The sequence below is a fragment of the Arthrobacter sp. PM3 genome, from assembly GCF_003352915.1.
Lineage (GTDB): Bacteria > Actinomycetota > Actinomycetes > Actinomycetales > Micrococcaceae > Arthrobacter.
In genome coordinates this window covers 2,139,590-2,152,157 of record NZ_CP022314.1, presented here as the reverse complement: position 1 = coordinate 2,152,157, position 12,568 = coordinate 2,139,590, and the positions used below count along the sequence as shown (strand labels likewise).

Here is a 12,568-nt window from a genome sequence, read left to right as displayed (position 1 = left end):
GGCCGTCATCGCGGCTCGAATGCTACTTTCCCCGCAATGAAACTGGGGAGGGGCGCCCGACTCTGGGCTGGGGGGCGAATGCCTAGAAACTCTTGGGGTGTAAAAGTTAGGCGTGCATTCGACAACAGCTCATCTCGGTACCAGCGGGTGTGCTGACCCAGGAAGCTGCGGCTGCAGGTGCTGTTGAGTTCTTGTTCACAATTGAAGTGTGCAACGTAACAATGCGAACGTGCAAGTAACAAAGGGCCGCCTATTCCACATAGTGAGACGGATCAACGAATTGTAGTGGAAATCACAATTCTGTCCGGCCGATAAAATAACAAGTGTTTTTCCGACCGGCGGGTCAGTATGCGGATTCATGCGAATTTTATTCGACCGACCGGCCAACATAGCCGAAATCATTCACAGCAACGTACTTGGGCGAAACCGCGCGGTCCCGCCGTCGCCTGCCCGGCTGTCCACGGAGTGGTCATCCGGTCCGGGCGGTCCCGGCCGGGACGGGCCGGCTCCGTCGACTCTGCCGCCGGCCCCGTCCCGGGCCGGCGGCGGAGTCCGGGGTCTAGTTGGACTGGCCTGTGGAGGTGGCCGCCATCACCAGGACGGTGGCCGCCGTGTAGCCCGAGCCGTCCTTGGCCGCGACGATCCGCACCGTTCCGCCGGCAACGATGTCCGCGACGCTCAGCTGCGTGCCCGTGCCGCCGGCCTGCTGGCGCCGCTGTTGCAGATTGCTCACCACCACGTCGCTGCCGAGGGCGTAGGTGCGCGTGAAGCCGTCGCTGCTCTTGACCGTGACGGCGGACGAGCTGACGTCGCTCACCGTCCCCGTCTGCTCGGCCATGGTGATGTAGTCGCTGCCCTGCAGCACCACGTAGTCAGCATGCACCGCGGAGGACAGTCCGGTGCCCATGCCGCCCAGCCCGCCGGCCGCGAAGTCATCCGGGCCGTCATGGCCGGACATGCCGCCGTCGGCGAAGCCGCCCTGCCCGGAGCCCGGTGCGCCCGGGGCCGAGCCCTGGCCGAAGGCACCCTGTCCGCCGGCTGCCCCGAGCGCCGAATTGTCGGCTGCTGCCGAACTTGAGGTCAGGGCGTAGATGCCGGCGCCGGCGCCGGCTGCCAGGGCTGCCGCGGCCCCGGTGACGATGAGTCCCCTTTTGAGTGTCCAGGGCCTGGCCGTGGCGGCATTCCTGGAGCTGCTTGCCGGGGAGCCCCAGCCTGCGCCGGTTACGGGAACATCCCGCTCCTGCGGGGGCATGCCCCAGGCCGGCGCCGGGGCCTGCACGGCAGAAGCGGCAGGGGCGCCCCAGCCCGGGGCAGCTGCAGCAGCGGGTGCCGGGGGCGTGGTCACCGGCGGGGACGCCGTGGCGGCGTCGCGGGCGGAGTCGGGTGTGGGGCCGGAACCGGTTCCGGGAAGCTGACCGCTCATGGTGTTTCTCCTTATTGACTGCAGAGGGTGCGGGTCGGTGTTCACCCCCAGCGTGCTGAGCGATCCTGTGTCCGGGCTGTGCGGGCCGACAGCCGTGCCTGTGACCTCACCTCTGCCCGGATCGCCGTCCAGCTCGCTAGGCTGGGATTCACAGGCGCCGCACAGGATCCCCAAAGCCCCGCCTAACCGGTAGATCGGAGAGTTGTCCCATGGCCACATCGCACTCCATGACCAACAACCTTCCCCAGCTCACGCATCCGGACGGCTCCCCCATCCGCGCGCTGGTGGTGGACGATGAGCCGAGCCTCTCCGAACTGATGAGCATGGGCCTGCGGATGGCCGGCTGGTCCGTGGCGGTCGCGGAAGACGGCCCCGGGGCGGTCCGGCTGGCCAAGGAGTTCCGGCCCGACGTGCTGGTGCTGGACGTCATGATTCCCGGGTTCGACGGCGTCGAGGTGCTCAGCCGGATCCGCGCGTTCGCGCCGGAGGTGCCGGCGCTGTTCCTTACGGCCAAGGATGCCGTCCAGGACCGCATCACCGGTCTGGCGGCCGGCGGAGACGACTACGTCACCAAGCCGTTCAGCATGGAAGAGGTCCTGCTGCGCCTGCACCGGCTGGTTCAGCGCTCGGGCGTGGCCGCTATGGACACCGCGGAACTCGTGGTGGGCGACCTGGTGCTCAATGTCGACACCCGCGAAGTCAGCCGGGCCGGCGAGGAGCTGCACCTGACCGCCACGCAGTTCGAACTCCTGCGCTACCTCATGGAAAACCCCAAGCGGGTGATCAGCAAGGCCCAGATCCTGGACCGGGTCTGGGACTATGACTTCGGCGGCCAGGCCAACATCGTGGAGCTCTACATCTCCTACCTCCGCAAGAAGGTCGACGCCAACCACGCCCCCATGATCCACACGGTGCGCGGCGCCGGCTACGTCCTGAAACCGGCGGACTGATCCGTGCCAACCCTCTCCGGCATGACCCGTGCCCCCGGGCGCGACTGGCGCAATCCGGCCACATGGCATCTGCGCACCCGGCTGGTCCTGGTCGCCATGGCGCTGCTTGTGGCCATCTGCGGCGCTGTGGGCCTGTTCAGCTATGCCTCAATGGACCTGTTTCTGACCCGGCAGCTCGACACCCAGCTGGAGCAGGCCTCCCACCGGTCCAGCGAGTTCGGCCGGCCCTCGTCCGGGTCTTCGGGCGGGCGCCCCGACCCGCTCGAGGCCCGGGGGCAGGGCATCGGGACGCTCAACGCCCGGATTGAGGACGGTGAGGTCGGCAGCGCCGGGTTCCTCGGCGGCGACGCCACCCGCAAGAGCCTCTCGCCCGACGACAACGCCGTCCTCCTGGCGCTGGCCCCCAACGGCATTCCGGTGGACAGGACGCTCTCGGCAGGCGCGTACCGGCTCACGGCGGTCCGCGCGCCGTACGGCGACATCATTGTCACCGGGCTCCCGCTGGAAGAAAAACAAAACACCCTCGCCTCGCTGGTCTGGACCATGGTGGTGGTCTCCGCCGGCGGGCTCGTGCTGATCGGCCTCGCCGGCACTGCCCTGATCCGGCGCACCATGAAGCCGCTGGAACAGCTGTCCGAAGTGGCCACCCAGGTCTCCCGGCTCCCGCTGGACGCGGGCGAGGTGGCGCTCGCGGTGCGCGTTCCGGCGTCGGCCGCCCATCCCGGAACCGAGGTGGGCAGCGTGGGCTACGCGCTGAACCAGATGCTGGACAACGTCTCCAACGCGCTTGAGGCGCGGCAGGAGAGCGAGATGAAGGTGCGGCAGTTCGTCGCCGATGCCTCGCACGAACTGCGCACGCCGCTCACGGCCATCCGCGGCTACACCGAGCTGATGCGCATGACCGAGCATTTCACTCCGGACGGGGAGAAGTCCCTCTCCCGGGTCCAAAGCCAGTCCGAGCGGATGACCACCCTGGTGGAGGACCTGCTGCTGCTGGCACGCCTGGACGAGGGGCAGCCGCTCAAGATCACCGACGTCGACCTCACCCAGCTGGCCATCGAAACGGTGAGCGATGAGAAAGTCATGGCCCCGGACCGTATCTGGCACCTTGAACTGCCGGACGAGCCCGTGGTGGTGCGCGGCGACGCGACGCAGCTCCACCAAGTCCTCGCCAACCTGCTGTCCAACGCCCGCAAACACACAGAGCCCGGGACCACGGTAGTCACGGGCGTCATGCGGTCCGCGGACGGCAGCGCCGTGATCACGGTGACAGATAACGGCAGCGGCATCGCCCCCGAGTTCGTGGGGCGGGTTTTCGCCCGCTTCGCCCGGGCCGATGCCGCGCGCGCCAATCCGGCAAGTCCCGCCGCCAAGCCGGCGGTGGCGACGGCCGGCGCCCGGCCGGGGTCTGCTCCCCGCGCCGGCGCAGGCCCTGCTTCCATTGGCGCCGGCCCGGCCGGGGCGGCTTCGCCCGCACCGACCTCCGAGGGTACGAGCGGGCTGGGCTTGTCCATCGTCCAGTCCATCGTGGCGGCCCACGGGGGCACCGTCGAGGTCACGTCGCGGCCCGGCCGGACAGAGTTCGCCGTGCGGCTGCCGGCGGCACCGCCGTCGGCCTAGCGCCCGCCCTCAGGCCTGCGGGGCGGCCGCGCAAGCCGACACTCCGGCACTGTGACCCCCGTTACCGAAATGTGACTTAAGCTGCCAAGTGCTGTAGCGTCGATGTGGTGCGGCCTGAACTGACGCCGCACATCCGGTTGGACGCCAAACTCTGCCGCTTCCCGGATTCCGCTGGACCAGGCAGAGGCGGGGGACCCAGAGTTCCCGGGCATTCTGCACACTTGCGCCCTTGGGGTGAAGCCGACACGTGACTTTCCGTGCGGCCGGATGACCTCATCCGAACCCGACAGCTAACTCCGCCGGCGTTGAGAGGCGATCATGACTGACTTCCAGGTACAAACGCGCCCTGACGGCGCTTCTATCCGCTCCCCCAAATCCCGGCACCGCGCCGAACCGGCGCGCCAGGCCACCGGACTGTCGCGGCTGGCCGCCGGGCTGGGCGCCACCGGGCGCCGCGCCGCCGTCGCCACCGCAGCCTGCGCGCTGCTGCTCGGCGGCGCCGCCGCCAGCCAGGCAGCCGAGACGGCCGCCCACGCGGCAAACTTTGCCGGCACCGAGGCGGCCACCGTCGCCGACCCGCTGGCCAAGCTCAACTTCGAACGCGTCCAGGTTGCCGCGACCGGCGCCTCGGCCGGGAAGAACGTGGCAGCTCAGCTCGCCGATGTGCAGGCCGCCGAGCCGCCGGCCAAGGCCCCCGCGGCTCCGGCCCCGGCCGCCCCCGCACCGGCCGCCGCGCCGGCGGCGCCCGCAGCCGCGCCGGCGGCGCCCGCTCCGGCAGCCGCGCCCGCACCGGCACCGGCACCGGCCGCCGCACCGGTCGCAATCGACGACCCCGCCGGCGCACAGGCCTACGCGGCTGCCCAGCTGGGCAGCTACGGCTGGGCACCGGGCCAGATGCAGTGCCTGCAGAAGCTCTGGACCAAGGAATCGGACTGGAAGACAACCGCCACGAACCCCAGCAGCGGCGCCTACGGCGTGGTCCAGTCCCTGCCCGCTGCCAAGATGGCGAGCGCCGGCGCCGACTACATGACCAACTACCGGACCCAGATCAACTGGGGCCTGAACTACGTCAAGGAGCGCTACGGCTCCCCCTGCGGCGCCCTGAACTTCCACCTGGCGCACAACTGGTACTAAGCCGTCACCGTACCGGCGATGGGCCGGCACCGGACCTCAGGTATCGCCCGCGCCCGCCAGACTCACAGGAACGCCCCGAACCGGCCGGTTCGGGGCGTTCCTGTGTTTCCGTCGTACTTCCACAGGCCCCGCACAGCTTGACCCTAAAGCCCTCATATGGGCCGCCGGGAAAGTTGAGCCATGACGTTCACAGACCAGGCCTCAGGAACCCCGCCCCGACCCACGGCGACGCTGGCCGACGCGCACGCACCGGCTCCGTTCGCCGGTGCGCTGACCGATCCCGGCGGCCGGCGCTCACCGGTTGACACGCGTGCCAGCACACCGCTGCTGGACGTCACCATCCCGGTCTTCAACGAAGAACGCGACCTCGAGGCCTGCCTGCGCCGCCTGCACGCCTATCTCCTCGGATCCTTCCCGCACCCCTTCCGGATCACGGTGGCGGACAACGCCAGCACCGACGGGACGCTCAAGACCGCGGAGCGGGTAGCGCGCGAGCTCCGCGAAGTGACCGTGGTCCACATGGCCGAGAAAGGGCGCGGCAACGCGCTGCGGAAGGTGTGGCTCGCCTCGCCGTCGCCTGTCCTGGCCTACATGGACGTGGACCTGTCCACCGACCTCGCGGCGCTCGGCCCGCTCCTTGCCCCGCTCATTTCGGGCCACTCCGACCTCGCGATCGGCACCCGCCTGACCCGTAGTTCACGCGTGGTCCGCGGACCCAAACGGGAATTCATCTCGCGCAGCTACAACTTCCTGCTGCAGTCCCTGATGGGCGCCCACTTCAGCGACGCCCAGTGCGGCTTCAAGGCGATCCGCGCCGATGTCGCCCGGCAACTGCTCCCCCACACGCTGGACAACGCCTGGTTCTTCGACACCGAATTGCTGGTCCTGGCCGAAAAGTGCGGCCTGCGGGTCCACGAAGTCCCGGTGGACTGGACCGACGACCCGGATTCCAGCGTGGACATCATGCAGACCGCCCTCGCCGACCTACGCGGCATGGCGCGGCTAAGCCGGGACCTGGTCTCCGGCCGGATCCCGCTACCCGAGCTGCGGGCCGCCCTGGCCCGCGGCCCGCTCCCGGCATCATCGCGGGCCCAGGAACAAAGCCCCGGCGGCAGCCTCTTCGGACAGCTCGTCCGCTTCGGCAGCATCGGGGTGGCCTCCACCCTGGCCTACCTGGTGATCTTCCTGCTCTGCCGCGGGTTCATGGACCCGCAGCTGGCCAACTTCCTCGCCCTGCTCACCACCGCCGTGGCCAACACCGCCGCCAACCGGCGGTTCACGTTCGGCATCCAGGGCAGCAGCCAGGCGGCACGGCACCACTTCGAGGGCCTGCTGGTGTTCGGGATCGGGCTGGCCCTGACCTCGGGCGCCCTCGCTCTGGTCCACGGCGTGTCCGGCGGAACACCGGACCGCTGGCTCGAACTCGCCACGGTCACCGCCGCCAACCTGGCCGCCACCGCCGTCAAATTCCTGCTCTTCCGGCTGGTGGTCTTCCGCCACCGCCCCGCCGCCGTGCCGGCGCCCGGCGCCACCGACGCTTCCCTCCCCCGCACAGAAACGGCCAAGTAAATGACCGCAACCATCACCCCCGCCGCCGGAACCCCCGCCGGTGATCTGCCGGCAGCCCGGAACACACCCCCGTCGCCGAGCCGCCGGGAACGGCTGCTGTTCGGCCCGCAGCCCCGCTGGGTGCGGCCCTCGGCCGCGCTGCTGCTGGCCGCCACCGCGGTGCTCTACCTTTGGAACCTGGAAGCCACCGGCTACGGCAACTCCTTCTACGCCGCGGCCATCCAGGCCGGCACCAAGGACTGGACCGCGCTGCTGTTCGGCTCCCTCGACGCCGGGAACGCCATCACGGTGGACAAGCCGCCGGCCGCCCTCTGGATCCCGGCCCTTGCCGGGCGAATCTTCGGCTTCTCGGCACTGAGCATGCTCATTCCCCAGGCGCTCATGGGAGTCGCCGCCGTCGGGCTCCTCTATCTGACGGTCAAGCGCGTGTCCGGGCCCGCAGCTGGCCTGCTGGCCGGCGGCGCACTCGCGCTGACCCCGGTGGCCGCCCTCATGTTCCGGTTCAACAACCCGGACGCCATGCTCACCCTGTGCCTGGTGCTGGCAGCCTACCTCACCACCCGCGCCATCGAAAAAGCCGGCTGGACATGGCTCGCCGCTGCCGGCGCGGTGATCGGGCTGGCGTTCCTGACCAAGATGCTGCAGGGCTTCCTGATCGTGCCCGGGCTGGCCCTGGCCTACCTGTGGGCGGCGCCGACCACCCTGCGCCGGCGGATCCTGCACCTGCTGGCCGCCGCCGCCGGGATCGCCGTGGTGGCCGGCAGCTACATTGCCCTCTTCCAGCTGACCCCGGCCTCGGCGCGGCCCTACATGGCCGGCTCGGAGACCAACAGTTTCCTGGAACTGACGTTCGGCTACAACGGCCTGGGCCGGATCACCGGCTCCGGCGGCATGCCGGGCGGGAACGGCATGCCCGGCGGGAACGGCGGGGGCCCGGGCGGTAACGGCAACGTCGGCTTCGGCGGCGCGGCGGGGATCACCCGGATGTTCGGGACGAGCTTCGGCGGCGAGGTGTCCTGGCTGCTGCCGGCGGCCCTGGTCCTGTTGGCGGCCGGGCTGTGGTTCACGCGCCGCGAAGCCCGGACGTCCAGGACCCGTGCGGCGCTCCTGCTGTGGGGCGGCTGGCTGGTGGTCACGGCCGGGATCTTCAGCTTCATGAGCGGCACCGTGCATCCGTACTACGCCGTGGCGCTGGCCCCCGCGGTCGCGGCCCTGGCGGGTATCGGCGCCGCGGAGCTGTGGCGGGGACGGGCGTACTGGCCCGCCCGGGCAGTCCTGGCCGTGACGGTGCTCGCCACCTCGGTCTGGTCCGCGGTCCTCCTGGGCCGCGACCCGGCCTGGCTTCCCGGGCTCCGGGTGATCGTTGTGGCCCTCGGCGTCCTCGCCGCGGCGGCGCTCCTGCTGCGGGTGGACAGCCTGGCGGGGCTGCCGGCCAGGGCCCGCAAGGCCGCCACGGCCGGTGTGGTGATCCTCTCGCTGCTCGCCGGCGGGCTCGGCACTGCGGCCTGGACGCTCGCGACGGCGGGCCAGCCGCATTCCGGGTCGATCCCGACGTCGGGGCCCACGGCATCCGCGATGGGCGGCGGTTTCGGCGCCCGGACGGCGCGCGACGGCGGCACCACCGCCGACGGCATGACCGGCGACGGGGGCACGACCGCCGGCGGCGGGATGGGCGGCGCGCCGGGCGGTATGGGCGGGGAAACGGCGTCGTCCGAGCTGACGGCCCTGCTGAAATCCAGCGGCACCAAGTGGTCCGCGATTGTTTCCGGCGCCACGCAGGCCGCGGACCTGGAGCTCGCCACGGGCACCAGCGTGATCGCGCTCGGCGGCTGGAACGGCGGGGACCCCTACCCCACGCTCGCCCAGTTCCAGGCGATGGTGGACCGCGGCGAGATCGGCTACTTCATCGCCGGCGGCGGCATGGGCGGCATGGGCGGAGGCCGCGGCGGGAACTCCGAGGTCGCCGCCTGGGTCGAGGCCAACTTCCAGGCCCAGACCGTGGGCAGCAGCACCGTCTACAAGCTGGGGGCATAGACCGGCATGGCTGACACCCTGAGCCGCCGCCCGGGAAACCGGCCGCTGCGGCAGCGGTTGGAACTGGCCGCACTGCTCCTGGCCACGGCCGTGCTGTACCTGTGGAACCTCGGCGCGTCCGGCTGGGCCAACGCCTTCTACTCGGCCGCGGCCCAGGCCGGCTCGCAGGACTGGACGGCCTGGTTCTTCGGTTCCTCCGATGCCGCCAACGCCATCACGGTGGACAAGCCTCCGGCGTCCCTGTGGGTCATGGGGCTCTCAGTCCGGCTCTTCGGGCTGAGTTCCTGGAGCATCCTGGTGCCGCAGGCGCTCATGGGGGTCGGTACAGTCTGGCTGGTCTACCTGGCCGTGCGCCGGGCGGCGGCCACCGCTACGGCCGATGCCCTGCTGGCCCACCGCGCGGGGCTCCTCGCCGGCGCTGTCATGGCGCTGACCCCGGCGGCCGTCCTGATGTTCCGGTTCAACAACCCCGATGCCCTGCTGGTGCTCCTGATGACCGCGGCCGCCTACGCCGTGCTGCGCGCTATCCAGGACGCGCGCCTGCGCTGGCTCCTGGCCGCCGGGGCGCTCCTGGGGTTCGGGTTCCTCACCAAACAGCTGCAGGTCCTGCTCGTGGTTCCCGGTTTCGTCCTCGCCTACCTGGTCGCTGCGCCGGCCGGACCGGGAAGACGCGTCCTGCACCTGCTCGCCGCGGGCGGCTCGATGGCCGTCGCGGCCGGGTGGTGGCTGGCCGCCGTCGAACTCATCCCCGCGGCAGACCGGCCGTACATCGGCGGCTCGCAGAACAACTCCATCCTGGAACTGACCCTGGGCTACAACGGCCTGGGCCGGCTCAACGGCGATGAAACCGGCAGCGTGGGCGGCGGCAACGGCTGGGGCACGCCCGGGCTCTTCCGCCTGTTCAACTCCGAGTTCGGCGGCCAGATCGCCTGGCTGCTGCCCGCGGTGCTGCTGCTCGGGGCCGGGCTGCTGTGGCTGGGGCGCCGGGCCCCGCGCACCGATCCCGTGCGGGCCTCGGTGATCATCTGGGGTTCCTGGGTGGCGGTCACCGGCCTGACGTTCAGTTTCATGGCCGGGATCATCCACCCGTACTACATGGTGGCGCTGGCTCCCGGGATTGCGGGCCTGGCGGGGCTGGGCGGCGTCCTGCTCTGGCAGCGGCGCAGCCAGGCAGCGGCGGCCGCGGTGCTCGCCGCCGCGATCGTCGCCGCCGGGGTCATGGCCTCCGAGCTGCTGGGCCGCACCGCGACGTACATTCCGTGGCTGCGCTGGGTGGCTCTCCTGGGGTCCCTCGCCGCCGCCGGGCTGGTGCTGGCGGCCGCCGCGGCACCCCGGTTTCCCGTGCAGGGCGCGGGACGCCGGGGGTCCCGCACCGGGGTCATGGCACGGACGACGGCGGCGCTCGCCGTCGCGGCCGCACTCGCCGGGCCGCTCGCGTACTCGCTCTCCACCGCCTCGACGGCACACAGCGGCTCAATCGTCAGCGCGGGCCCGGCCGTGGCCGGCCGGTTCGGAGCCGGGATGCCGGCGGTGTTCGGCGGCGCGAACCGCAACGGCCCGGGCGCCGGCCTCACCCGCGGAACCGGCACCGGCGTCACCCGCGGAACGGGCAGCGCGGGCGGAACGGGCGGCGCGGGCGGGGCCGGCGGTATGGGCGGAATGGGCGGACTGCTGGGGGCGAGCACGCCGTCGGCGGACTTGGTCGCCGCGCTGCAGACGGACGGGCGCAGCTATACGTGGGCCGCCGCCGTCGTCGGGTCCAACAACGCCGCCGGCTACCAGCTGGCCACGCAGCTGCCGGTGATGGCCGTGGGCGGGTTCAACGGCACGGATCCGGCGCCGACGCTGGAACAGTTCCAGCAGTACGTGGCCGCGGGGAAAATCCATTACTTCATCGCCGGGCGCATGATGCAGGGCGAAAGCGGGTCCGATGCCGCGGCGCAGATCGCGGCGTGGGTGCAGGCCAGCTTCAGCGCGCAGGACGTCGGCGGTACCACCGTGTACGTGCTGGCCGGGGAGTCGGGACAGGCCTAAAAGCTGAAGGACAGGGTGCGCACCCCGGCGGCGGTGCGGTGGGTGGTGACGGTGACCCCGGAGTAGTCCGGGATGTGGAGCACGCCGTCCGGCAGTTCGCCGGCGTTGGGTCCCACCGCCACGGTCCGGATGCCGGCGGCGAGTCCGGCGGCGATGCCCGCCGGGGCGTCCTCGAAGACCACGGCGTCGGCCGGGGCCACGCCGAGCAGGGCGGCGGCCCGGAGGTAGCCCTCGGGGTGCGGTTTGCCCCGGTCAACGTCTTCGGACATGACCGAGACGGCAGGGATGCCGATCCCCGCCGCGGCCATCCGTACCCCGGCGAGGTCCCGTGACGCGGAGGTCACCAGCGCCACGGCGTCCGGCGGAAGGCATGCCAGCAGCTCCGGCGCGCCCGGCACCGGGACAATTCCCCGGGTCTCGGCGAGCTCCATCCGGCCCAGTTCCGCGGTCAGGGCATGGATGTCCGTGCCGGCCGGCGCGAACCGGCGGACCGTGTCCATGGCCTGGACCCCGTGGGAGGTGCGCAGGATCTCGTCGATGTCAAGCCCGAAACGCCCGGCAAACGCTGTCCACACCCGTTCCACGATGCTCGTGGAATCGACCAGGGTGCCGTCCATGTCGAACAGGACGGCGCGGGCGGTCAGGGTTGCGGTGCGGGGGCTGGACTGCAGGCTCATGAGTCCATCCTGCCCCATCCCCGGGCCGGCGCCTGCCGGGGACGTCAGCCGTTGGGCCGGCCGGGGATGTACTGCACGGCCCATTTGTTGCCGTCGGGGTCGGCGAAGTAAATGAAGTGCCCCCAGTCCTGGACGTCGATGTCGCTGACGTCCACGCCGTTGTCCTTGAGCTGCTTGTGCGCGGCTTCGATGTCGGCCACCACGAGCTGCAGGCTCGGGGCGGTGCCGGCCGGGGCGTCGTTGAGTCCCTCGCCGATCGCAATCGAACATCCGGAGCCCGGCGGGGTCAGCTGGACGAACCGGATGCCGTCCATGGGGCGTTCGTCGTAGTCGGCGTTGAAGCCCACCTTGTTGACGTAGAAATCCTTGGCCCGGTCGACGTCGGACACGGGCACAAACACAAGTTCAAGTTTCCAGTCCATGGCCGACAGGCTAGCGCGGGCCGCGTCGCTGCGGAAGGCTTGCCCCGCAGGGAGCTATGCCCTAGCCGGCGATGCCGTAGAGCCGGTCCCCGGCGTCGCCGAGGCCCGGCACGATGTAGGACTTCTCGTTGAGCTTCTCGTCAATCGAGGCCAGGACGATCGTCACGTTGGCGTCGGAGAGCTCTTCCTCCAGCTTGGCCAGGCCCTCGGGGGCGGCCAGGAGGCAGATGCAGGTGACGTCGGAGGCGCCGCGCTTGAAGAGGAACTTGATGGCCTCGCGCAGGGTGCCGCCGGTGGCCAGCATCGGGTCCAGGACGAAGATCTGCCGGTCCGTGAGGTCCTCGGGGAGGCGCTCGGCGTACGTGATGATGTCCAGCGTCTCTTCGTCGCGGGCCATGCCCAGGAAGCCGACCTCGGCGGTGGGGACCAGTTTGGTCATGCCCTCGAGCATGCCGAGCCCGGCGCGGAGGATCGGGACCACCAGCGGGGTGGGCTTGGTAAACGCCGTGCCGACGGTGGTGCTAACGGGCGTCTCGATGGTCACCGGTTCGGTGCGGACGTCGCGGGTGGCCTCGTAGGCCAGGAGCGTGACGAGTTCCTCGGTCAGCTGGCGGAAGACCGGGGACGGGGTGTTCTTGTCCCGCAGAACGGTGAGCTTATGGGCGACCAGCGGGTGGTCCACAACGAGAGTGCGCATGGGTCAAA

General features: G+C 71.0%; 10 protein-coding genes and 1 riboswitch. Of the genes, 6 read left to right on the top strand and 4 right to left on the bottom strand.

What is annotated here, in order from left to right; translation table 11 throughout:
* Positions 1 to 559 precede the first annotated feature (559 nt).
* Positions 560 to 1,423: a hypothetical protein gene (locus tag CFN17_RS09950; protein WP_261792432.1), complete on the bottom strand. Its 864-nt coding sequence runs from the start codon at positions 1,421 to 1,423 to the stop codon at positions 560 to 562.
* Between the two features lie 209 nt (positions 1,424 to 1,632).
* On the opposite strand from CFN17_RS09950, the gene CFN17_RS09945 reads away from it, so the two are divergent.
* From CFN17_RS09945 to CFN17_RS09920, 6 genes are all read left to right on the top strand, one after another.
* Complete coding sequence (locus tag CFN17_RS09945) at positions 1,633 to 2,373, top strand: response regulator transcription factor (protein WP_208751229.1); 741 nt, start codon at positions 1,633 to 1,635, stop codon at positions 2,371 to 2,373.
* A gap of 21 nt (positions 2,374 to 2,394) precedes the next feature.
* A complete protein-coding gene (locus CFN17_RS09940; protein ID WP_208751228.1) occupies positions 2,395 to 3,993 on the top strand; it encodes a HAMP domain-containing sensor histidine kinase in 1,599 nt (532 codons plus the stop codon).
* A gap of 159 nt (positions 3,994 to 4,152) precedes the next feature.
* Positions 4,153 to 4,312, top strand: a riboswitch (cyclic di-AMP (ydaO/yuaA leader).
* On the top strand, positions 4,312 to 5,127 hold the full coding sequence (locus CFN17_RS09935) for a hypothetical protein (RefSeq protein ID WP_208751227.1): 816 nt from the start codon (positions 4,312 to 4,314) through the stop codon (positions 5,125 to 5,127). Its footprint overlaps the riboswitch before it by 1 nt.
* A gap of 180 nt (positions 5,128 to 5,307) precedes the next feature.
* Complete coding sequence (locus tag CFN17_RS09930) at positions 5,308 to 6,696, top strand: bifunctional glycosyltransferase family 2/GtrA family protein (RefSeq protein WP_208751226.1); 1,389 nt, start codon at positions 5,308 to 5,310, stop codon at positions 6,694 to 6,696.
* Complete coding sequence (locus CFN17_RS09925; RefSeq protein ID WP_208751225.1) at positions 6,697 to 8,730, top strand: glycosyltransferase family 39 protein; 2,034 nt, start codon at positions 6,697 to 6,699, stop codon at positions 8,728 to 8,730.
* A 6-nt stretch (positions 8,731 to 8,736) separates the two neighbouring features.
* Positions 8,737 to 10,764, top strand: a complete 2,028-nt coding sequence (locus tag CFN17_RS09920) for a glycosyltransferase family 39 protein (RefSeq protein ID WP_208751224.1) — start codon at positions 8,737 to 8,739, stop codon at positions 10,762 to 10,764.
* Here the strand turns inward: CFN17_RS09920 and CFN17_RS09915 are convergent.
* The 3 genes from CFN17_RS09915 to upp all read right to left on the bottom strand — a co-directional run bounded on the left by CFN17_RS09915 (position 10,761) and on the right by upp (position 12,560).
* Complete coding sequence (locus tag CFN17_RS09915) at positions 10,761 to 11,441, bottom strand: HAD-IA family hydrolase (RefSeq protein ID WP_261792431.1); 681 nt, start codon at positions 11,439 to 11,441, stop codon at positions 10,761 to 10,763. The genes CFN17_RS09920 and CFN17_RS09915 overlap by 4 nt on opposite strands.
* Positions 11,442 to 11,485: 44 nt before the next feature.
* Complete coding sequence (locus CFN17_RS09910; protein WP_208751222.1) at positions 11,486 to 11,863, bottom strand: VOC family protein; 378 nt, start codon at positions 11,861 to 11,863, stop codon at positions 11,486 to 11,488.
* Between the two features lie 61 nt (positions 11,864 to 11,924).
* The gene (gene upp, locus CFN17_RS09905) at positions 11,925 to 12,560 is read right to left on the bottom strand and encodes a uracil phosphoribosyltransferase (RefSeq protein ID WP_090582504.1); all 636 of its coding nucleotides are present in this window, start codon (positions 12,558 to 12,560) and stop codon (positions 11,925 to 11,927) included.
* Positions 12,561 to 12,568 lie beyond the last annotated feature (8 nt).